Here is a 22933-nt window from a genome sequence, read left to right as displayed (position 1 = left end):
CGCTGCCAAGTTCTCTGTGGTTTGGGATGCGGTTCGTGCTGCTGTTCGCGGTCTTGATCGCGTTCTTGTTCGCGATACCGTCCGCGCCGGCGTCCGCCGAGGCGCTGCCCGGCTTCGAGCAGGTGCGCGAGCGCTACCGCAGCGCCGACGTCATCGTGCGAGACCGCCATGGCGAGCCGGTCGCCACCGTGCGGACCGATTTCAGCGCGCGGCGCGGGCAATGGGTGTCGCTCGACGAGATCTCGCCGGCGGTGCGCACCGCCATCGTGCTGTCGGAGGACCGGCGCTTCTACCAGCACAGCGGCGTCGACTGGCAGGGCGTGGCCGGCGCGGCCTGGGCCAATCTGTGGAACACGCGCACGCGCGGCGCCTCGACGCTGACGATGCAGCTGGCGGCGCTGCTCGACGACGATCTGCGCCGCGGCGCGGGCGGACGCAGCGCGGCGCAGAAGATGAGCCAGGCCTGGCGCGCGGCGCGGCTCGAACACGGCTGGAGCAAGAGCCAGATCCTCGAGGCCTATCTGAACCTGGTGCCGCTGCGCGGCGAACTGGTCGGTCTGTCGGCGTTGTCGCACGCGCTGTTCGGCAAGCTGCCGAGCGGACTCGATGCGCGCGAGGCGGCGCTGGCGGTGGCGCTGGTGCGCGCGCCCAATGCCGCGCCGGCGCGGGTCACGCAGCGCGCCTGCCAGATCCTGCGGGAGATGGGGCAGCCCGCGGGCTGCAGCGGACTGGACGGCTTCACGCAACTGGCGCTGGCGCGCGCCGCGATGCCGCCGTCCGGTCCGGGCCGCGCGCAACTGGCGCCGCACCTGGGCCGGCTGCTGGTCGATCGGGTCGTGCAGGGCGCACCGGGTGCACTGGGCGCACCGGCAGTACCGGGAGCACCGGGAGCACCGGGAGCACCGGGAGCACCGGGAGCACCGGGAGCACCGGGAGCACCGGGAGCACCGGGCGTGCGAGGCGCGGCACGGACGCCGCCGGTCGCGATCGATTCGACGCTGGACGCGGGCGTGCAGCGGCTGGCGATGGCCAGCCTGCAGCGGCATCTGCGCGAACTGGCCGGACGGCATGTCGAGGACGGCGCGGTGGTGGTGCTCGACAACGCCAGCGGCGACGTGCTCGCCTATGTGGGCTCGTCGGGCGTGCTGTCGGCGGCCGCGCAGGTCGATCATGCGGCCGCGCTGCGCCAGGCCGGCTCGACGCTCAAACCCTTCCTGTATGCGCAGGCGCTGGAGGAGCGGCGCCTGACCGCCGCCTCGCTGCTGGACGACCGGCCGGTCAACCTGCCGACCGGCGGCGGCCTCTACATCCCCCGCAACTACGACGGCCGTTATGGCGGCTGGGTCAGCATGCGCGCGGCGCTGGCCGCTTCGCTCAATGTGCCGGCGGTGCGCACGCTGGTGATGGTGACCCCGCACCGCTTCCATCGGCGCCTGGTCGCGCTCGGGCTGCCGCTGACCGAGGCCGGCGACTACTACGGCTACAGCCTGGCGCTGGGCAGCGCCGACGTGTCGCTGCTGACGCTGACCAATGCCTACCGGACGCTCGCCAACCAGGGCCGGCAGGCGCCGGTGCGGATGCGGCTGGCCGAGCCGGCGCCCCGGCCGGTGGCAGTGATGTCCGCGGCCGCGGCCCATGTGATCGGCGACGTGCTGTCCGACCGGCATGCACGCGCGCGCACCTTCGGCCTGGACAGCCCGCTGACCACGCGCTTCTGGACCGCGGTCAAGACCGGCACCAGCAAGGACATGCGCGACAACTGGTGCATCGGCTGGTCGCAGCACTATACGGTCGGCGTCTGGGTCGGCAACGCCAGCGGCGCGGCGATGCGCGATGTGTCCGGCGTATCCGGCGCGGCGCCGGTCTGGCACGACGTGATGGCCTTCCTGCATCGCGATCGCGCCAGCCGGCCTCCCGCACTGCCTACAGGCGTCGAACGCGTGCCGGTGCGGTTCGAGGGCGTACCCGAGCCTGCGCGCGAGGAGGTGTTCCTGGCCGGCACCGCGGTGCCGGTGGTTGCCGTCGGCAGCCATCACCAGGGCGCGCCGGCGGGGCGGACGGCCGCGCCGAGTGCGGCGCCGAGCGCTGCGCTGAATGCGGCGGCGAATACAGCGTCGGGTGCAGCGTCGAGTGCCGCGCGGACGGCGGCAGACCCCGGCCGCGGCGCGGCGATCGCGAGCCCGGCCGATGGCACCGTCTTCGCGCTCGATCCCGATATTCCGCCGCAGGCGCAACGCGTCTGGCTGCATGCCGAAGATGTCGCCGGCCGCACCGCCCAGGGAGTGGCCTGGCGGCTCGACGGCAAGCGGCTCGGCCGCGGCGGCAAGCTGGCCTGGCTGCCGTGGCCGGGACGGCATCGGCTCGAGCTGGTCGATTCCGGTGGCACGGTGATCGATACGGTACGCATCGAGGTGCGCGGCGCGACCGTACGGGAGGCGGGCGCGCGACCGCCGTCGGCGCCGGGCCGGGCGGCGGTGAGGCAGGGCGCCGCGGCCGAGCGCGGATAATCGCTGGTTGCTGGTTGCTGGTTGCTGGTTGCTGGTTGCTGGTTGCTGGTTGCTAGTTGCTAGTTGCTAGTTGCTAGTTGCCGCTTGCGCCGCCGCCGCTCGCTGCTCGCTGCTCGCTGCTCGCTGCCGCCCATGGTCTTCGTCCGCGCCCGTAACCCGTCGCGCCGCCGCCATCCTCCGCATTCCCAATATCTTCAGGAGCCTCGATCCGTGCCTACCGAACCGACCGCCTCGCCGACCGCCTCACCGACCGGATCACAGATCGCCTCGCCGATGCTGCTCGATGCCGCCCAGACCGCGGCGCGCCTGCCGTATCCCGAACTGGCTGTCGCCATTGCCGACATGCTGGGCGAACTGCGCGCCGGCACCGCGATGGCGCCGCCGCGGCTGGCGCTGCCGGTCGGCGACGTGACCGCCGCCAGTCCGGAAGGCGAGGGAACGCTGCTGGTGATGCCGGCGCGCAATGCCGACCTGGTGATGACCAAGAACATCACGGTCCATCCCGGCAACCCGGCGCGCGGGCTGGCCAATATCCTCGGCGAAGTGGTGGTGGCCGACGCGCATACCGGCGTGCGGCTGGCGCTGCTCGACGGGCCGACCGTGACCGGGCGCCGCACCGCCGCGGTGTCGCTGCTGGCGGCGCAGCGCTTCGCCGCGCGGCCCGACGGCGAGCTGCTGATCGTCGGCGCCGGCGTGCAGGCCACCACGCACCTCGAGGCCTTCGCGGCGGGATTGCCGCTGCGGCGGGTCTGGCTGCATTCGCGCACGGCGGACAAGGCCCATGCGCTGGCGGCCCACGCGCGCGGCCTGGGGCTGGAAGCCGAGGTGCTGGAATCCGCCGCGGGCGAGATCGAAGCGGTGTTGGACCGCGTGTCGATGGTGGTCACCGTGACGTCGAGCCGCACGCCGGTGCTGCCGGATCTGGATGCCGGCTGCTGGCGCGACGACCACTTCATCGCCGCGGTCGGGGCGTTCCGGCCGGACATGTGCGAGCTGCCGCCGGCGCTGTGCCGCGGCGCCGCACAGGCGGGGCGGCTGCTGGCCGATACGCTGTTCGGCATCGAGGACGAGGCCGGCGACCTGCTGCAGGCCGGCATCGACTGGGCCGCGGTGCAGCCGTTCGAGACGGCGATCCTGGCCGCGGACGCGATCCGCGCGCGCACCGGCAGTCCGCTGGTGTTCAAGAGCGTGGGCTATGCGCTGTGGGATCTGGCAGCGTGCGCCCTGGCGGTGCGAGGTATCAACGCATGACGCCGCGGAAGGCATCGGGGCACGACCCGGTGTCACATTCCTGAGACACTTCTGCCGCCTCTCTCCCCGCCGCGGTGGCCCTTCGGGTACCGCTGATTGCGGTAAACCCTCAATTTAGTGGCGCCCCTCTACAAAATGTATCTAGATTGAAACGATGGCGGCATCCGCAGCGGTATAATGCTGCCCTTGCAGTTGAAAACCACGAAGGAGAGAGGATGTCGCACAAGAAAAAAATCCTGGTGGCTGTCGCGGCCATGGTAGTGGGCGGGGTTGCCCAGGCACAGTCGGCCGGCAGCACCGTCGTCAGCACGGGCTGGTTCCGCGTGATGCCGAACAGTTCGGCCGATCCGCTGACCATCGACAGCGTCGGCGGCCGCCCGGTCGGCACCCAGCGCCCCAATACCGGCGCCGATATCAAGGCCGCCAATACGCTGGGTCTGTCGATCGACCACTTCATCACGGACAACATCTCGGCCGAATTCGTGCTGGGCCTGCCGCCCAAGCACGACGTCGAGGGAGACAAGGGCTACGGCAAGTACGGCAAGCTGGGCACGGTGCGCCAGTGGAGCCCGGCGGTGCTGGTCAAGTACCACTTCCTGGAGCCCGCCGCGCGCCTGCGTCCCTATGTCGGCCTGGGCGTGAACTACACCTGGTTCAGCGACGAGACGATTACCAACCAGCAGTTCGTTCGCCAGGAGTTCGGCCCGAACGCCACCATGACCGCCAGCGCCAAGTCGTCGTGGAATCCGGTCTTCAACATCGGCGCGAACTACAAGATCAACGAGCGCTGGCACGTCGGCCTGTCGGTGTCCTACCTGCCGCTGGATACCCGCGCGACCTTCGTCACGCGCAACTCCGCGCTGGGCGGCGCCACCGTGGTGTCGCACACCAAGATCAAGATCGATCCGATCGTGACCTTCCTGAACGTCGGCTACCGCTTCTGAGCGTCGCCGACCGGCCGCGTCCGCGTCTCCCTGGAGCGCGGACGCGGTTCCTTCCGATCAGCCCTTGACCGGATAGCCCGCCGATTCGATGGCCTCGCGCACTTCCCGCGCATCGGCGTCCGATTCCACGCTGACCGCCTGCGCCGCGATATCGGCCGACACGCGGGCGTCGGGATCGACCTGCTTCACCGCGCGCGTGATCGCGCCCACGCAGTGATTGCAGGACATGCCTTCCACTTGAAACTGCATCATCGTCGAACTCCTCGGTATGGGTGGTGAATGCGGTGAATGGCGCCATTGTGAACCTTCCCATCATGTCAAGCGCAAGCCCCGACGCGCCGCATGGAGAACTGGCACTTCGGCCTTGACCTTCCTAGCATGGTAAGGTCCAGCATCCCGTGACAGGCTATGTCAACGAGGATGCCAACCGCCATGTCCACTTCTTCCATACCGCTGTCTCCGGCCCCGGCCGGCACGAATGCCACCCCGGCCGCGCCCGAATGGCGCCTGCCGATCGAAGGGATGACCTGCGCCTCCTGCGTGCGCCGGGTCGAGAACGCGCTGGCCAAGGTGCCAGGCGTGCGTTCGGTCGCCGTCAACCTCGCCACCGAGGAAGCGACCGTGCAGGCCGACAGCGCCGCGGTGCTGCCCGCCGCGGCCGACGCCATCGCCGCCGCCGGCTACGCGGTGCCCCGCACCGAGCTGGAGCTGTCCGTGCGCGAGATGACCTGCGCCTCCTGTGTCGGCCGCGTCGAGCGCGCCTTGCGCGCGGTGCCGGGCGTGGTCGATGCCCAGGTCAACCTGGCCACCGAGCGCGCCCTGGTGACGCTGGTCGGCGGCAGCGCGGCCGACATGCTGCCGGCGCTGACCGAGGCCGTGTCGCGTGCCGGCTATGCCGCCGAACCGGTGAGCGATGGGGTAGCCGATGCCGCCGCGGCCGCAGGGGCGCCGCCCGCGCGCACCGCCGACTTCTGGTCCGGACCCTGGTCGGTGGCGATCCCGGCCGCGCTGTCGCTGCCGCTGGTCGCGCCGATGGTGCTCGGCTGGTTCGGCATCGCGTGGAACGTGCCGGCGCTGTGGCAATGGCTGCTGGCCACGCCGGTGCAGTTCGTGTTCGGCTGGCGCTTCTATCGCGCCGGCTGGAAGGCGCTGCGCGCCGGCACCGGCAATATGGATCTGCTGGTGGCGCTCGGCACCTCGGCCGCCTATGGCCTGTCGCTGTGGCTGATCTGGCGCGGCGCCGCCGCCCATGGCGAGAGCCATCCGCACCTGTATTTCGAGAGCGCGGCGGTGGTAATCACGCTGGTGCGGCTCGGCAAATGGCTCGAGGTCCGGGCCAAGCGGCAGACCGCCGACGCGATCCGCGCGCTGGCCGCGCTGCGGCCCGATACCGCGCGGGTGCGCCGCGACGGCGTCGACACCACGGTGCCGCTGGCGCAGGTACGCGTCGGCGACGAGGTGGTGGTGCTGCCGGGCGAGCGCATTCCGGTCGACGGCGTGGTGATCGACGGCGACAGCCATGCCGACGAATCGATGCTGACGGGCGAAAGCCTGCCGGTGCCCAAGCATGTCGACGACCGCGTGACGGGCGGCGCCATCAACGGCGAGGGCCGGCTGGTGCTGCGCACCGCCGCGGTCGGCGCGGAAACGGTGCTGGCACGCATCATCCGCATGGTCGAACACGCGCAGGCGGCCAAGGCGCCGATCCAGCGGCTGGTCGACCGCGTCAGCGCGGTGTTCGTGCCCGTGGTGCTGGCGATCGCGCTGGTCACGCTGCTGGGCTGGGGCCTGGCGTTGGGTGACTGGCAGTCGGCGCTGCTCAACGCGGTGGCGGTGCTGGTGATCGCGTGCCCGTGCGCGCTGGGGCTGGCCACGCCGACCGCGATCATCGCCGGCACCGGCGCGGGCGCGCGGGCCGGCATCCTGGTCAAGGACGCCGAGGCGCTGGAGACCGCGCATCGCGTCAACGTGGTCGCGTTCGACAAGACCGGCACGCTGACGGTCGGCCAGCCCGAGGTGGTGGCGCTGCTGTCCGCGGAGGGAATGACAGGCGGCGGCGAGCGGCGTGACGACGCCTCGTCGCTGCTGCTGGCGCGGCTGGCCGCGCTGCAGGCTGGCAGCGAACATCCGCTGGCCCGGGCGGTGCTGCACGCCGCCGAGCAGCGTGCGCTGGCGGTGCCGGTCGCGAGCGAACTGCGCGCGCTGCCGGGCCGCGGCATCAGCGGGCGCATCGATGGCGTCGCCTGGGCGCTCGGCAGCGAGCGCCTGCGCAAGGAGCTGGGCGCGTCGCTGGACGAGAGCTCCGCACTGCAGCGCGAGGCCGAGGCGCTGCGCCGGGCCGGCCGCACGGTGTCGTGGCTGATCGCGGTCGATACGCGCCGCGTCGAAGGACTGGTCGCGTTCGGCGATGCGATCAAGCCGGGCGCGCGCGAAGCGGTGGCGCGCCTGCATGCGGCCGGCGTGCGCACCGTGATGCTGTCCGGCGACAGTCACGGCGCCGCGGCGCAGGTCGCCGACGCGCTCGGCATCGACGACGTGCAGGCCGAGGTGCTGCCCGAGGACAAGGCGGCGCGCGTGGCCTCGCTCAAGCGCGGCGGTGCGGTGGTCGCGATGGTCGGCGACGGCGTCAACGATGCGCCGGCGCTGGCCGCGGCCGACGTCGGCATCGCGATGTCCACCGGCACCGACGTGGCGATGCACGCGGCCGGCATCACGCTGATGCGCGGCGACCCGGGCCTGGTTGCCGACGCGCTGGCGATGTCGCACCGGACCGTGCGCAAGATCCGGCAGAACCTGTTCTGGGCCTTCGTCTACAACGTGATCGGCATCCCGCTGGCGGCGGCCGGTCTGCTCAGCCCGGTGGTGGCCGGCGCGGCGATGGCCTTCTCGAGCGTCAGCGTGGTCGGCAACGCGCTGCTGCTGCGGCGCTGGCGGCCGGCACCGCGCGACGGGGCCGTGCCGCGCTGAAATCTGGAGGAAGCAAGGCGATGAATATCGGCGAAGCGGCGGCCGCCTCGGGCGTGTCCGCCAAGATGATCCGGCACTACGAATCGATCGGGCTGCTGCCCGAACCGCCGCGCAGCGAAGGGGGCTATCGGCGCTACGACGAGCGCGCGCTGCATACCTTGCGCTTCGTACGGCGCGCCCGTAATCTCGGGTTCTCGCTGGACGAGATCCGCAACCTGCTGCTGCTGTGGCAGGACCGCGGGCGCGCCAGCGCCGACGTCAAGGCACTGACGCTGCGCCATGTCGCCGAGCTGGAAACGCGCATCGCGGAACTGGCGGCCATGCGCGACACGCTGCGCGCGCTGGCCGAGGCGTGCAGCGGCGACGAGCGGCCGGATTGCCCGATCCTCGCCGACTTCGCCGAGCCCGGGAGCGCGCCGTCAGCGGGGGATAGGCGTCACGGCAGTTCGCGCGACGGCAATGCGGACGATGGCAATGCGTCCGACGGCAATGCGCGCCACGCCTGCCACTCTTGAACGCTGACCGGCGCGCGGCCGCGCCGCGCGCCGACGAGGAGAGCGATCGCATGGAAGCATCCAGGCCCGCCGCCATCGCGCCGGCCGACAGCCGCCAGCGCATGCGCGACGGCACCGAGCTGCTGCTGCGCACCTGGCTGCCCGACCCGCAACTGTGGCCCGAACCGTCGGGCACGCTGCTGCTGGTACACGGGCTGGCCGAGCACTGCGGCCGCTATGCGCATGTGGCGGCGCGCCTGTGCGCGCTGGGCCTGCGCGTGGTGGCCTACGACCAGCGCGGCCACGGCGCCAGCGGCGGCGCGCGCATGGTGGCCGAGCGGCCCGATGTCTTCCTCGACGACCTGGTGGAGATCTACGACGGCGTGGTGCAGCGCTGGCCCGAACTGCCGATCGTGCTTGGTCACAGCATGGGCGGGCTGGTTGCGGCGCGGCTGGCGACCTCGCGCGTGCGGCCGGTGCGCGCGCTGGTGCTGTCCTCGCCCGCGCTGGCGCTGCGCATCAGCGGCGCGATGCTGACGCTGCAGCGGATGCTGCTGACGCTGGCGCCGAACCTGCGCGTACCGAGCCCGATCCGTCCGACCGACCTCAGCCACGATCCCGCCGAAGTCGCCAGCTACCGCAGCGATCCGCTAGTGCAGCGCACGCTGACGGCCGGCATCCTGCAGAGCATGCTGCTCGGCATCGAACGCGCGCAGGCCGACGCGCCGCTGCTCGAGGCACCCACGCTGCTGCTGGTGGCGGGCGCCGATCGCGTGGTCGATCCGGCGGGCAGCCGGCGCTTCTGCGACAATGCGCCGGCCGACCTGCACGAATGCATCTGGTTCGAGCACGCCTACCACGAGATCTTCAACGAGCAGGCGGCGTTGCGGGCGGAGGTGCTGGACGCGCTGAGCGACTGGCTGCGCCGTCATCTGCAGCCGGTGACGGATGCGGGTCGCTGACGCGCGCCACGCGTAGGCCGACGTGTATGCCGACGTTTATGCCGACGCGATGGCCGATATCGACGCAGCGCACGAAGACCAACGCAGGACGCACGACGCATAATCCCTGACGCCTCACGCTTGCCGGCCGTCCTCCCGCGGCGGACGGCCGTACCCCGATCGACTACCCAACCCAGAAGAAGAGCATGGAGACCTACGACTACATCATCGTCGGCGGCGGCACCGCGGGCTGCGTGCTGGCCAACCGGCTGACGCAGGACGCCGACGTCAGCGTGCTGCTGCTCGAGGCGGGCGGCAAGGACGACTACCACTGGATCCATATTCCGGTGGGCTACCTGTACTGCATCGGCAATCCGCGCACCGACTGGATGTACCGCACGGTCGCCGAGCCCGGGCTGAACGGCCGCTCGCTGATCTATCCGCGCGGCCGCGTGCTGGGCGGCTGCTCGTCGATCAACGGCATGATCTACATGCGCGGGCAGCGCGAGGACTACGACGAGTGGGCGCGCATCACCGGCGATGACGGCTGGCGCTGGGACAACGTGCTGCCGCTGTTCAAGCGCAGCGAGGACCATCACCGCGGCGCCAACGAGTTTCACGGCGCCGGCGGCGAATGGCGCGTCGAGCCGCAGCGCCTGCGCTGGGACATCCTCGAGCGCTTCATCGACGCGGCCGAGCAGACCGGCATCCCGCGCACCGACGACTTCAACCGCGGCGACAACTTCGGCGTCGGCTACTTCGAGGTCAACCAGCGCCGCGGCATTCGCTGGAATACCTCGAAGGCGTTCCTGCGGCGCGCCTCCGAACGGCCGAACCTGACCATCGTCACCGGCGCGCAGGTCAGCGAGCTGACCTTCGACGGACGCCGCTGCAGCGGCCTGCATTACGTCGGCGGCGGCCAGCCGCATACGGTGGCCGCGCGGCGCGAGGTGATCCTCGCCGCGGGCGCGGTCAACACGCCGCAGCTGCTGGAACTGTCCGGCATCGGCCAGCCCGAACGGCTGCAGGCGCTCGGCATCCCGGTGCGGCAGGCGCTGCCGGGCGTCGGCGAGAACCTGCAGGACCATCTGCAGCTGCGCATGATCGTCAAGGTCGAGGGCGTGCGCACGCTGAACACGCGGGTCGGCAACTGGTGGGGCAAGCTGGGCATCGGGCTGCAGTATGCGTGGAACCAGAGCGGGCCGATGAGCATGGCGCCGTCGCAGCTCGGCGCGTTCGCGCGCTCGGATCCGGAGCAGGCGCGGCCCAACGTCGAGTACCACGTGCAACCGCTGTCGCTCGACAAGTTCGGCGAGCCGCTGCACACCTTCAACGCCTTCACCGCCAGCGTCTGCAATCTGCGGCCGACCTCGCGCGGCAGCGTCCACATCGACAGCCCGGACTTTCGCCAGGCGCCGGTGATCGCGCCCAACTACCTGTCGACCGACGAGGACCGCAAGGTCGCGGCCGACTCGCTTCGGCTGACCCGCCGCATCGTCGCCGCGCCGGCACTGGCGCCGTACCGGCCGCAGGAATGGCTGCCGGGTCCGCATGTCGAGGACGACGAATCGCTGGCGCGCGCGGCGGGCGACATCGGCACCACGATCTTCCATCCGGTCGGCACCTGCCGCATGGGCCGGGCCGACGATCCGCAGGCGGTGGTCGACCAACGGCTGCGCGTGATCGGCGTGCAGGGCCTGCGCGTGGTCGATGCCTCGGTGATGCCGCTGATCACCTCGGGCAATACCAACTCGCCGACCATCATGATCGCCGAGCGCGCCAGCGACATGATCCGCGAGGACTGGCGCAGCGGGGCGCGTGGCTGAGGCGGCAGACGCTGCACCACGGTCTCGGCGCCACCGTCGGCGCCGCCCGCGCGCGGGCGCCGCACCGCTCCCTGAGCCCCCGCAGCGTTGTGGCAGCTTCTCCGAAGCTTGCCCATGTCCTGCTTGCGGCTTTCCCGCAGCCAGCCCGCACACGGCGGCCGCGCTGCCTGACAAACATGACAGCTGGTTCATGTTTCAGGCTCAGTGCAAACCCGGATGTTTTGCGACGCAACAGGTGCCCACAATAGACGCCGGACAGTCGTGATGCCGCGCTCACATCTGCGCATGCATCGGCGCTTGCATCCGACCGTGCCGCCGCTGCCACCCAGCGCGCTGCCACACACACCAATAAGACATTGCAGACAAGGCGACCCCCACCCGCGCTGATATTCGCGCAGCGCCGGCCGGGGTCGCGGGTCGAATCCGGGCACGACGGGCCAGAAGCCGGCGTCGCGCCGAACGAGGACGGGCAGGAGACATGAACCAGCAGGAAACCATCCTGGAGACGCGCAACCTCACCAAGGAGTTCAAGGGGTTTACCGCGGTCAGCGACGTCAATCTGCGGGTCAGGCGCGGGTCCATCCATGCGCTGATCGGCCCCAACGGAGCGGGCAAGACCACCTGCTTCAATCTGCTGACGAAGTTCCTGGTGCCGACCACCGGCACCATTCTGTTCAACGGCATCGACATCACCGGCGAGAAGCCCGCGCAGATCGCGCGCCGCGGCGTGATTCGCTCGTTCCAGATCTCGGCGGTGTTTCCGCACCTGACCGTGCGCGAGAACGTGCGCATCGGGCTGCAGCGCAAGCTCGGCACCGCCTTCCACTTCTGGCGCAGCGAACGCACGCTGTCGGTGCTCGACGACGAGGCGATGGCGCTGCTCGAGCAGGTGGGGCTGACCGAGTTCGCAGACACCGTGACCGTCAACCTGCCGTACGGCCGCAAGCGCGCGCTGGAGATCGCCACCACGCTGGCGATGGAGCCCGAGCTGATGCTGCTCGACGAGCCGACCCAGGGCATGGGTCACGAGGACGTCGACCGCGTCACGCAGCTGATCAAGAAGGTCTCGGCCGGCCGCACCATCCTGATGGTCGAACACAACATGAACGTGGTGTCGTCGATCGCGGACACGATCACCGTGCTGCAGCGGGGCGCGATCCTCGCCGAAGGGCCGTACGAGCAGGTGTCGAAGGACCCGCGCGTGATGGAAGCCTATATGGGCACGGCCGACGCCGAGCTGCAGGGCGCGCACTGAGAGCAATGCGGAGCGACGACATGACGACTGACAACACGCCCGCCCTCGAGATCCGCGGCCTGCAGGCCTGGTACGGCGAATCGCACATCCTGCACGGGGTCGACCTGACCGTGAACCGCGGCGAGGTGGTCACGCTGCTGGGCCGCAACGGCGCCGGCCGCACCACCACGCTGCGCGCGATCATGGGCCTGACCGGCACGCGCAAGGGCTCGATCAGGATCAACGGGCACGAGACGATCCATCTGCCGACGCACAAGATCGCGCACTACGGCATCGGCTACTGCCCCGAGGAACGCGGCATCTTCGCCAGCCTGTCCTGCGAGGAGAACCTGCTGCTGCCGCCGCAGCTCAAGGGCGCCGGCGCGCAGCAGGGCATGAGCGAGGCCGACATCTACGAGATGTTCCCGAACCTTGCCGAACGCCGGCAAAGCCAGGGCACGCGGCTGTCGGGCGGCGAGCAGCAGATGCTGGCGGTCGGGCGCATCCTGCGCACCGGCGCGAACCTGCTGCTGCTCGACGAGATTTCGGAAGGATTGGCACCGGTGATCGTGCAGGCGCTGGCCCGCATGATCCGGATGCTGAAGCAGAAGGGGTACACGGTGGTGATGGTGGAGCAGAACTTCCGCTTCGCCGCGCCGCTGGCGGACCGCTTCTATGTGATGGAGCACGGCACCATCGTCGAGCGCTTCGGCGCCGGCGAGCTGGAACAGAAGATGCCGGTGTTGCACGAACTGCTTGGGGTCTGATCCTTCGGGGTCGCAGGCATGGTCGAAGGTACGGTCGAACGTACGGTGGCAGGAACGGGCGGCGCGAGGCCGCCGAAACACAGGAGACAAGCAATGAAGATCAAACGGCTCGCAGCCGCGATGGCGGCCTTGGTGACGGGCATGGCGGCCGGAGCGGCCTCCGCGCAGGTATCGGGTGACTCGGTCAAGATCGGCTTCATCACCGACATGTCCAGCTTGTACGCGGACATCGACGGCAAGTCGGGCGTCGAGGCGGTCAAGATGGCGATCGAGGACGCCGGCGGCAAGGTGCTCGGCAAGCCGATCGAGCTGCTGTCGGCCGACCACCAAAACAAGGCCGACATCGCCGCCTCGAAGGCGCGCGAATGGATGGACCAGCAGGGCCTGGACATGCTGCTGGGCGGCACCAACTCCGGTACCGCGCTGGCGATGAACAAGGTCGCGCAGGAAAAGAAGAAGGTCTACATCAACATCGGCGCGGGCACGGCCCGCCTGACCAACGAAGAGTGCTCGCCGTACACGGTGCACTACGCCTACGACACGGTGGCGCTGGCCAAGGGCACCGGCAGCGCGGTGGTCAAGCAGGGCGGCAAGTCGTGGTTCTTCCTGACCGCGGACTACGCCTTCGGCCATTCGCTGGAGAACGACACCTCGGCGGTGGTCAAGGCCAATGGCGGCACGGTGGTCGGCTCGGTGCGCCATCCGCTGTCGGCGTCGGACTTCTCGTCGTTCCTGCTGCAGGCGCAGGCCTCGAAGGCGCAGATCCTGGGCCTGGCCAACGCCGGCGGCGACACGATCAATTCGATCAAGGCGGCCAAGGAATTCGGCATCACCAAGAACATGAAGATCGCCGGCCTGCTGATGTTCATCAACGACGTGCACAGCCTCGGACTGAAGAACACCGAAGGCCTGCTGATGACCGACAGCTGGTACTGGGACATGAACGACGAGACCCGCAAGTTCGCCAACCGCTTCTTCGCCAAGAACAAGAAGATGCCGAGCAGCCTGCAGGCCGCCGACTACTCCGCGGTGCGTACCTACCTGAAGGCGGTCGAGGCGGCCAAGACCGACGATCCGGACAAGGTGATGGCCGAGCTGAAGAAGGCGAAGATCGACGACTTCTACACCAAGGGCTATATCCGCGCCGACGGCCGCGCCATTCATGACATGTACCTGATGCAGGTCAAGAGCCCGGCCGAGTCGAAGAAGCCCTGGGACTACCTGAAGGTCGTGGCGACGATCCCGGGCGACCAGGCCTTCACGACGCCCGCCGAGTCGAAGTGCGCGCTGCTGAAGAAGTAAACGACGCCGGCCCGGCGGTGCGCGCCTCGCGCATCGCCGCGGCCCGATGAACGACCGGCGCCGCGTGCGCGTTCGCTGCCGCCGGCCCATGCCTTCCTCGACGGAGGGCGGGCCGGCGCGGAACGGGCCCGCGGCGCCGCATAGCTGACGCCTGCGATGGACATCTTCGGTATTCCCTTGCCCGCCATGTTGTCCCAGCTGTTGCTCGGGCTGGTCAACGGGGCTTTCTATGCGATGTTGAGCCTTGGCCTGGCGGTGATCTTCGGCCTGCTCAACGTCATCAATTTCGCGCACGGCGCGCTCTTCATGCTCGGCGCGGTGCTGGCCTGGATGGGCATGGAGTACGCCGGGCTCAACTACTGGGTGATGCTGCTGCTCGCCCCGGTGGTGGTCGGCGTGATCGGCGTGGTCATCGAGAAGACCATGCTGCGCTGGATCTACAAGCTCGACCATATCTACGGCCTGCTGCTGACGCTGGGCATCACGCTGGTGATCGAGGGCGTGTTCCGCTCGATCTACGGCGTGTCGGGCCTGCCGTATTCGACGCCGGAACTGCTGGCGGGCGCGACCGACCTGGGCTTCATGATCCTGCCGAACTACCGCGCCTGGGTGGTGGTGGCCTCGCTGGCGGTGTGCCTGGCGACCTGGTACATGATCGAGAAGACCAAGCTCGGCGCCTATCTGCGCGCCGGCACCGAGAACCCGAAGCTGGTCGAGGCCTTCGGCGTCAACGTGCCGCTGATGGTCACGCTGACCTACGGCTTCGGCGTCGCGCTGGCCGCCTTCGCCGGCGTGCTGGCCGCGCCGGTGATCCAGATCTCGCCGCTGATGGGGCAGAACCTGATCATCGTGGTGTTCGCGGTGGTGGTGATCGGCGGCATGGGTTCGATCCTGGGCTCGATCGTCACCGGTCTTGGCCTCGGCGTGATCGAGGGCCTGACCAAGGTGTTCTATCCGGAAGCGTCGTCGACCGTGGTGTTCCTGATCATGGTGATCGTATTGCTGCTGCGGCCGGCCGGGCTGTTCGGGAGGGAGAAGTGATGGACGGACAAAGCGCATCGCGCACACAGGGGCCCCAGGGCACGCAGGCTTCCGCGCCGGTGGAGGGGGGCGCCGCGCGCCGCGACGTGCCGCGCACCGTGCCGCTGCTGTTGTATGGGCTGCTGCTGCTCGCGCTGATTGCCGCGCCGATGGCCGGCGCCTATCCGGTGTTCGTGCTGAAGGTGCTGTGCTTCGCGCTATTTGCCTGCGCGTTCAACCTGCTGATCGGCTACACCGGCCTGCTGTCGTTCGGCCACGCGGCCTTCTTCGGCGGCGCCGGTTATGTGGCCGGGCATGCGATGAAGGTGTGGGGCGTGACGCCGGAGGTCGGGCTGGTGCTCGGCACGCTGGCAGGGGCGGCGATCGGCTACGTGGTCGGCGCGCTGGCGATCCGGCGGCAAGGCATCTACTTCTCGATGATCACGCTGGCGCTGGCGCAGATGCTGTTCTTCTTCTGCCTGCAGGCGCCGTTCACCGGCGGCGAGGACGGGCTGCAGGGCATTCCGCGCGGCAAGCTGTTCGGCGTGCTGTCGCTGTCGGACGACCTGACGCTGTACTACGTCGCGCTGGCGATCATCGTGCTGGCCTTCGCGCTGATCGTGCGTACGGTGCATTCGCCGTTCGGGCAGATCCTGAAGGCGATCAAGGAGAACGAGCCGCGCGCGATCTCGCTGGGCTACGACACCGACCGCTTCAAGCTGATGGCCTTCGTGCTGTCGGCCGCGCTGTCGGGGCTGGCCGGCGCGATCAAGGCGCTGGTGCTGGGCTTCGAGACGCTGACCGACGTGCACTGGTCGATGTCGGGCACGGTGATCCTGATGACGCTGGTCGGCGGCCTGGGTACGTTGTCCGGTCCGATCGTCGGCGCCTTCGTGATCGTCGCGCTGGAGAACAAGCTGGGCGATATCGGCAGCTTCCTGGCCTCGGCCACCGGCGTCGAGTGGTTCAACTCGCTGGGCGAGTCGGTGACGATGGTGACCGGCGTGATCTTCGTGATCTGCGTGCTGCTGTTCCGCCGTGGCATCATGGGCGAGCTGCAGGCGCTGTTCAGCCGGAGCCGGCATTAGCGCACCTCCGGAGGCCGCGGCGGGGAGTGGCCGCCGCGGTACATGCCCGTTTTTAGGGCTAGGGTTTTTTCTAGCTTGTTGGATACGCACCGCTTCGTTACATTGGAGCCACGGTTTTCGCAGGTTAAATGGAGGCGGAAGCGAGGAGACGACAGGCGCGCACCCACGATGAGCATTCCGTGAGGAAGCAGCGTTAAATAAGGAAAGGGCGTTGACGGGTGATCCTCGGCAACGCCCTTTTTAATTTGTGGCTTATTTGTCCGGTTCCTCCGTGAGACAATGCGCGCCTTGCCCGCGACCGCCATGCCGTCTCCGTCCGATCCCATTCTTTCCGGTTCCTCCGGTGCCCCCGGCGCCTCCGCGCCAACTCCCAACTATCTGATTCGACAGGCTTTTCCGGCCGACCAGCCGATGCTGGCGGACTGGTTGCAGGCGTGCGCGCCGGCGCCGGTGCTGCTGCAGCGCGGCCGCGCCGCGATGCTCGAGCGGCTGCTGCAACGGCCCGAGCTGGGCCTGTGCCTGCTGGCGTGGGAGGGCGCCGCGCTGGTTGGCTGCCTGCCGGTCCAGCTGGTGCCGCGCCTCGATCTGGGCGGTTTGGCGGCGATGGCCACCGAAGCCTGGTGCTTGCCCGGCACGCACGAAAGTGGTGCAATCCTCGCTTCTTGCCGCGACTGGCTCGCCGACTGGTGCCGCGCGCATGGCGTGCGCCATCTGCTGTGGGCCCCGGGCCTGCCCGCTGCCGGGGAGTCTGGCGAGCCCGGGAAGTCGGATCACGGCCTGAGCCGGCTGCCGTGCGGCCTGTGGCATCGCGACCTGGCGCCGGCGGTCAAGCAGCTGTCCTGATCCGACCGCGGAGTCCTTGCCCGTTCCTGTGTTTGGCGACGGCCCCGGATAGTCCGTTCCACGCCGTCGCCTGCTCGGCCTGCGTCCGCCCCACGCCGTCGCCCGCTTTCGCTTCCTGCTTTCGTTTCTTTACCCCTGACCCGCTGACCCGCTTTCCCGGATGTTCCAATGGAGTTCGCCTTCCTGTTTGCCGCCGCCTTCCTGGCCGGCCTGATCGATGCGGTCGCCGGCGGCGGCGGCCTGGTGCAGATTCCCGCCATCTTCAGCGCCTACCCGAGCCACGCGCCGGCGACGCTGATCGGCACCACCAAGGTCGCCTCGATGGCCGGCACCTTCAACGCCGCGGTGCGCTACGCGCGCAGCGTGCGGATCTACTGGGGTGCCACCGGGCCGGCGGTGGCGGCTGCCTTCCTCTGCTCGATGGCCGGCGCCTACACGCTGACGCTGGTGCCGGCCGAACCGCTGCGCAAGCTGCTGCCCTTCGTGCTGGCGATCCTGCTGATCTATACGCTGGCCAGGAAGGACCTCGGTGCCGAGCATGCGCCGACGCTGTCGGGCGCGCGCGAGCGTTGGGTCGCGCTGATGGGCGGCGCGGCGATCGGCTTCTACGACGGCATCTTCGGACCCGGCACCGGCAGCTTCCTGATGATCATGTTCGTGCGGCTGTTCGGCTACGACTTCCTGCACGCCGCGGCCTCGACCAAGCTGGTCAACCTCGCCACCAATGTCGCGGCGCTGATGCTGCTCGGCTTCAAGGGACACGTCTGGTGGGAGCTCGGCCTGGTGATGGCGGTGGGCAACGTCATCGGCAGCCAGCTCGGCAGCCGGCTTGCGCTGAAGCACGGCAGCCGTTTCGTGCGCAAGGTCTTCCTGCTGGTGGTCAGCGCGCTGATCCTGAAGACCGCCTGGGACGCCTTCGTCGGCTGAGGGCACGCACGGCCCTCGCGTAGCCGCCGGATACGTCTCGCGCAGCTCGCCGCGCGCTCCTCGCGGACGTCCCGAGGCAGGTCGCCGCGTGGTCCTGGGGCACGTCCCCACGCGGGTCCTCGCTGACGTCCCCGCGCACCGGTCGCTCCGCCGAAAGGCGCGCCGATGCTGGCGATGCGGGTTAATCCTGCCTTGGCGGCAAGGGGCGCTGTGTTAGACTCGGTGCGAATTCCCGACCGCTCGGTCGGCGAATCAAATCCGGCGCCGGCCGCCTCCTCGCAAGCCTGTCTTCAGTACGGATTGCGCTGGAAGATCGGCCGCGACCCTTCGAAAAAAGAGGGCACGCGCGGACGGGATCGGGCACGACGGCGAAGCGCGGCGACCAGCACCGCGGATCCGTCGGAACAACAAGCCAGGCGCGGACCGGCCCCAAGCCGGCTCGATGCCGACCGGTTTGAGAGAAGAAGGAGACACGATGAATTTCAAGCGCGCCAGCATGCTGGCCTTCGCCGCCGCCTGTCTGTGCGCCGGCGCTGCCCAGGCCCAGATCAAGATCGGGGTCACGGTATCGGCGACCGGTCCGGCGGCTTCGCTGGGCATCCCGGAAAAGAACACCTTCACGCTGCTGCCCAAGGAGATCGCCGGCAAGAAGGTCGAATACATCGTGCTCGACGACGCCTCGGACAGCACCACCGCCGTCAAGAACACCCGCAAGCTGATCAGCGAGGACAAGGTCGACGCCGTGGTCGGCTCGACCGTGACGCCGAATTCGCTGGCGATGGTCGACGTGGTCGCCGAGAGCGGCACGCCGATGATCACGATGGCGGCGTCGGCGCGCATCATCGAACCGATGGACGCCAAGCGCGCCTGGGTCTTCAAGACCCCGCAGAACGACTCGCACATGGCGACCGCGATCTCCGAGCACATGAGCAACAACAACGTGAAGACGGTGGCCTTCATCGGCTTCGCGGATGCCTACGGCGAGAGCTGGTCGCAGGAGTTCGCCAAGGTGGCGGACATCCGCAAGATCAAGGTCGTCGCCAACGAGCGCTTCGCCCGCACCGATACCTCGGTCACCGGCCAGGTGCTGAAGATCATGGCCAGCAATCCGGACGCGGTGCTGATCGCCGGTTCCGGCACGCCGTCGGCGCTGCCCGCCAAGGCGCTGAAGGAGCGCGGCTACAAGGGCAAGATCTACCAGACCCACGGCGTCGCCAACCCCGACTTCCTGCGCGTCTGCGGCAAGGACTGCGAAGGCGCGCTGCTGCCGGCCGGTCCGCTGCTGGTCGCCGAGCAGCTGCCCGACAGCAATCCGGTCAAGAAGCCGGCGATGACCTACAAGACCGCCTACGAGAAGGCCTTCGGCGGCCAGGTGTCGACCTTCGGCGGCCATGCCTGGGACGCCGGCCTGCTGCTCGAGCGCGCGATTCCGGTCGCGCTGAAGAAGGCGCAGCCGGGCACGCCGGAATTCCGCAAGGCGCTGCGCGATGCGCTGGAGCAGACCAAGGAGCTGCCGGTCTCGCACGGCATCATGACGATGAGCCCGACCGACCATCTGGGCCTGGACCAGCGCTCGCGCGTGATGGTGCAGATCGTCGACGGCAAGTGGAAGCTGCAGAAGTAGGAACGCCTGGCAGCTTCGCCGCGCGGCAGGGCGCATGGACGCACCATGCGCCTTTTTTGTTTTGCGGCCCCGGGGAAGGGGAACCGGTGAGGCAGAACCGGTGAGGCAGAACCGGTGAGGCAAAACCGGTGAGGCAAAACCGGTCAAGCGGAACCGGGCGCTAGGGTTCGCGCGGATTTCCTCGAAGCGTAAGACCTTTACTATTTCGTAATTCGCTGCATCGCGGCAACCCCCGAGGAGATCATGGACCTCTCGATTGCGGCCATCCTGGCACAGGACGGCATCACCTCCGGCGCGATCTACGCGCTGTTGGCGCTGGCCCTGGTGCTGGTGTTTTCGGTGACCCGCGTCATCTTCATCCCGCAAGGGGAGTTCGTCGCCTACGGCGCGCTGACGCTGGCGGTGATGCAGGCGGGCCATGCGCCGCAGACCTCGTGGCTGCTGGTGGCGATGGGGGTGCTGACCTTCGTCTACGAGGGCGCCACCGTGCTGCGCAGCGCCGAACTGCGCCGCAGCGCCGGCCGCCGGCTGGCGGTGCTGGCCGGCAAGTACCTGGTCTTTCCGTTCGCGGTGCACTGGCTGACGCAGGCCTATGGCGCGCAGCCGCTGCCGATGCTGGCGCAGATCGCGCTGACGCTGCTGATCGTGGTGCCGATGGGCCCGATGCTGTATCGCATCGCCTACCAGCCGCTGGCCGAGGCCAGCACGCTGGTGCTGCTGATCGTCTCGGTCGGCGTGCACTTCGCGCTGGTCGGACTGGGACTGGTGATGTTCGGCGCCGAGGGCTCGCGCACCACCGCCTTCTCCGATGCGCGCTTCGATGTTGGTGCGCTGTCGGTGTCGGGCCAGAGCCTGTGGGTGATCGGCGTGTCCGGGCTCTTGATCGCCGGCCTGTACTTCTATTTCGACCGCACGCTGACCGGCAAGGCGCTGCGCGCCACCGCGGTCAACCGGCTGGGCGCGCGCCTGGTCGGCATCGGCACCACGCAGGCGGGCCGGCTGTCGTTCACGCTGGCCGCCGCGATGGGCGCGCTGTGCGGCATCCTGATCGCGCCGCTGACCACGGTCTACTACGAGTCGGGCTTCCTGATCGGCCTGAAGGGCTTCGTCGGCGCCATCGTCGGCGGGCTGGTCAGCTATCCGGTGGCGGCCGCCGGCGCGCTGCTGGTGGGGCTGCTCGAATCCTATTCGTCCTTCTGGGCCAGTGCGTTCAAGGAGGTCATCGTGTTCACGCTGATCATTCCGGTGCTGCTGTGGCGCTCGCTGACCAGCAAACATGTGGAAGACGAGGAATGATGCAACGGCAAGCCACACGCACAACCGGGACGCAGCAGGCGTCCGACACGGCGGCGGCCGCAACGCCGACGCTCCCGGCGACGGCGCCGGCGACGACCCCGGCCCCGGCCTCCGGCAGCGCCAACCTGCGCAACCGGCTTCTGCTGATCGCGTTCGCGGCGATCCTGGCCCTGCTGCCGGTGCTGCCGACGCCTGAGTTCTGGATCACGCTGGGCAACTACATCGGCCTGTACAGCATCGTCGCGATCGGCCTGGTGCTGCTGACCGGCGTCGGCGGCATGACCTCGTTCGGGCAGGCGGCCTTCGTGGGCCTGGGCGCCTACAGCACCGCCTACCTGACCACGCAGTACGGGCTGTCGCCCTGGTTCGGCCTGCTGGTCGGGCTGGTGATCACGATGGCCTCGGCCTATGTGATCGGCCTGATCACGATGCGGATGTCGGGGCATTACCTGCCGCTGGCGACGATCGCCTGGGGGCTGTCGCTGTTCTTCCTGTTCGGCAATCTCGAATTCCTCGGCAAGTACGACGGCCTGAACGGCATCCCGGTGCTGTCGCTGCTGGGCTTCGAGCTGCAGTCGGGCCGCTCGATGTTCTATCTGATCTGGGTGGTGGTGCTGCTCGCGGTGGTGGCGATGCAGAACCTGCTCGATTCGCGTCCTGGCCGGGCGATCCGCGCGCTGAAGGGCGGCGGCGTGATGGCCGAGGCGATGGGCGTCAATACCGCGTGGATGAAGGTGGTGGTGTTCGTCGTCGCCGCGGTGCTGGCCTGTATCTCGGGCTTTCTGTACGCGCATCTGCAGCGCGCGGTGAACCCGACGCCGTTCGGCCTGAACTATGGCATCGAGTACCTGTTCATGGCGGTGGTCGGCGGTGTCGGCCACGTGTGGGGCGCGGTGCTGGGCGCGGGCATCCTGACCATCCTGAAGGACATGCTGCAGGGCGTGCTGCCGAAGCTGCTGGGCGCCAACGGCAACTTCGAGATCATCGTGTTCGGCGTGCTGCTGGTGCTGCTGCTGCAGTATGCGCGCGACGGGCTCTGGCCCTTCCTGCGCAAGGCATGGCCGAGCGGGCCGCCGGTGCGCGCGCCCGAACAGGCCGCCGCGCTGCCCGTACGGCAAAAGCCGCAGGCCGGCGAACTGATCCTCGACGTGCGCGCGGCGCGCAAGGAGTTCGGCGGACTGGTGGCGGTCAACGACGTCAGCTTCCAGGTCCGCGCCGGCGAGATCGTCGGACTGATCGGGCCCAATGGCGCCGGCAAGTCGACCACCTTCAATCTGGTCACCGGCGTGCTGCCGCTGACGCGCGGCGAGGTGCGCTATCGCGGCGAGGCCATCACCAATCTGCCGTCGCGCGAGATCGTCAAGCGCGGTATCGGCCGGACCTTCCAGCACGTGCATCTGCTGCCGACGATGACGGTGCTGGAGAACGTCGCGATCGGCGCGCATCTGCGCGGCGACTACCGGCCGCAGGGCGGCGTGTCGGCGGCGATCCTGCGCATGAACCGCGGCGAGGAGGCCAAGCTGCTGTTCGAGGCGAAGCGCCAGCTCGAGCGCGTGGGCCTTGCCGACTGCATGTACATGGAGGCCGGCAGCCTGGCGCTGGGCCAGCAGCGCATTCTCGAGATCGCCCGCGCGCTGTGCTGCGATCCCGCGCTGCTGCTGCTCGACGAGCCGGCCGCGGGCCTGCGCTACAAGGAGAAGCAGGCGCTGGCCGAGCTGCTGCGCAAGCTCAAGGGCGAGGGCATGAGCGTGCTGCTGGTCGAGCACGACATGGACTTCGTGATGAACCTGACCGACCGGCTGGTGGTGATGGAGTTCGGCACGCGCATCGCCGAGGGCGTGCCCGAGGAAGTGCAGAAGAACCCCGCGGTGCTCGAGGCCTATCTGGGCGGCGTGGAATAAG

Annotated in this window: 18 protein-coding genes; 17 read left to right on the top strand and 1 reads right to left on the bottom strand. The window is 69.2% G+C overall.

Going from position 1 to position 22933, the window contains the following annotated elements:
* Positions 1-26 precede the first annotated feature (26 nt).
* The 3 genes from F1599_RS11190 to F1599_RS11180 all read left to right on the top strand — a co-directional run bounded on the left by F1599_RS11190 (position 27) and on the right by F1599_RS11180 (position 4702).
* Entirely contained in the window at positions 27-2507 is a 2481-nt protein-coding gene (locus F1599_RS11190; RefSeq protein WP_150083143.1) for a transglycosylase domain-containing protein, read from the top strand.
* Positions 2508-2780: 273 nt separating this feature from the next.
* Positions 2781-3758, top strand: a complete 978-nt coding sequence (locus tag F1599_RS11185; protein ID WP_149317624.1) for a delta(1)-pyrroline-2-carboxylate reductase family protein — start codon at positions 2781-2783, stop codon at positions 3756-3758.
* Between the two features lie 215 nt (positions 3759-3973).
* Positions 3974-4702 (top strand): OmpW/AlkL family protein, encoded by a 729-nt coding sequence (locus F1599_RS11180; protein WP_149317457.1) that lies wholly within the window; start codon positions 3974-3976, stop codon positions 4700-4702.
* Between the two features lie 57 nt (positions 4703-4759).
* Here F1599_RS11180 and F1599_RS11175 read toward each other — a convergent pair whose 3' ends face one another.
* Complete coding sequence (locus tag F1599_RS11175; protein ID WP_150083141.1) at positions 4760-4954, bottom strand: heavy-metal-associated domain-containing protein; 195 nt, start codon at positions 4952-4954, stop codon at positions 4760-4762.
* Between the two features lie 180 nt (positions 4955-5134).
* On the opposite strand from F1599_RS11175, the gene F1599_RS11170 reads away from it, so the two are divergent.
* The 14 genes from F1599_RS11170 (at position 5135) to F1599_RS11105 (ending at position 22932) form a co-directional block, all read left to right on the top strand.
* On the top strand, positions 5135-7669 hold the full coding sequence (locus F1599_RS11170; RefSeq protein WP_150083139.1) for a heavy metal translocating P-type ATPase: 2535 nt from the start codon (positions 5135-5137) through the stop codon (positions 7667-7669).
* Between the two features lie 20 nt (positions 7670-7689).
* Positions 7690-8184, top strand: coding sequence for a Cu(I)-responsive transcriptional regulator (cueR, locus tag F1599_RS11165; protein ID WP_149317460.1), 495 nt, complete (start codon positions 7690-7692; stop codon positions 8182-8184).
* Positions 8185-8234: 50 nt separating this feature from the next.
* A complete protein-coding gene (locus F1599_RS11160) occupies positions 8235-9125 on the top strand; it encodes an alpha/beta hydrolase (protein ID WP_149317461.1) in 891 nt (296 codons plus the stop codon).
* A gap of 185 nt (positions 9126-9310) precedes the next feature.
* Positions 9311-10930 carry a GMC family oxidoreductase gene (locus F1599_RS11155; protein ID WP_150083137.1) on the top strand — a complete coding sequence of 540 codons (1620 nt, stop codon included), beginning with the start codon at positions 9311-9313 and terminating at the stop codon, positions 10928-10930.
* Positions 10931-11408: 478 nt separating this feature from the next.
* Entirely contained in the window at positions 11409-12185 is a 777-nt protein-coding gene (locus F1599_RS11150; protein WP_149317463.1) for an ABC transporter ATP-binding protein, read from the top strand.
* A 20-nt stretch (positions 12186-12205) separates the two neighbouring features.
* Entirely contained in the window at positions 12206-12931 is a 726-nt protein-coding gene (locus tag F1599_RS11145; protein ID WP_149317464.1) for an ABC transporter ATP-binding protein, read from the top strand.
* A 93-nt stretch (positions 12932-13024) separates the two neighbouring features.
* Entirely contained in the window at positions 13025-14233 is a 1209-nt protein-coding gene (locus F1599_RS11140) for an ABC transporter substrate-binding protein (RefSeq protein WP_149317465.1), read from the top strand.
* A gap of 156 nt (positions 14234-14389) precedes the next feature.
* Positions 14390-15274, top strand: a complete 885-nt coding sequence (locus F1599_RS11135) for a branched-chain amino acid ABC transporter permease (protein WP_149317466.1) — start codon at positions 14390-14392, stop codon at positions 15272-15274.
* 149 nt (positions 15275-15423) lie between these two features.
* Complete coding sequence (locus tag F1599_RS11130) at positions 15424-16341, top strand: branched-chain amino acid ABC transporter permease (RefSeq protein ID WP_223819598.1); 918 nt, start codon at positions 15424-15426, stop codon at positions 16339-16341.
* A 303-nt stretch (positions 16342-16644) separates the two neighbouring features.
* Positions 16645-17184 carry a hypothetical protein gene (locus F1599_RS11125; RefSeq protein ID WP_223819578.1) on the top strand — a complete coding sequence of 180 codons (540 nt, stop codon included), beginning with the start codon at positions 16645-16647 and terminating at the stop codon, positions 17182-17184.
* 168 nt (positions 17185-17352) lie between these two features.
* Complete coding sequence (locus tag F1599_RS11120; protein ID WP_149317467.1) at positions 17353-18111, top strand: TSUP family transporter; 759 nt, start codon at positions 17353-17355, stop codon at positions 18109-18111.
* Positions 18112-18586: 475 nt separating this feature from the next.
* Entirely contained in the window at positions 18587-19735 is a 1149-nt protein-coding gene (locus F1599_RS11115; protein ID WP_149317468.1) for an ABC transporter substrate-binding protein, read from the top strand.
* A 243-nt stretch (positions 19736-19978) separates the two neighbouring features.
* Positions 19979-21031 carry a branched-chain amino acid ABC transporter permease gene (locus F1599_RS11110; RefSeq protein WP_053822848.1) on the top strand — a complete coding sequence of 351 codons (1053 nt, stop codon included), beginning with the start codon at positions 19979-19981 and terminating at the stop codon, positions 21029-21031.
* A complete protein-coding gene (locus F1599_RS11105) occupies positions 21031-22932 on the top strand; it encodes a branched-chain amino acid ABC transporter ATP-binding protein/permease (RefSeq protein ID WP_223819597.1) in 1902 nt (633 codons plus the stop codon). Before F1599_RS11110 ends, F1599_RS11105 begins: the two co-directional genes overlap by 1 nt.
* Position 22933: the final 1 nt, after the last annotated feature.

Source organism: Cupriavidus cauae, from assembly GCF_008632125.1.
Taxonomy (GTDB): Bacteria; Pseudomonadota; Gammaproteobacteria; order Burkholderiales; family Burkholderiaceae; genus Cupriavidus; species Cupriavidus cauae.
Note: the sequence above shows the minus strand (reverse complement) of the source record. Positions and strands in the feature narration are given on the sequence as shown.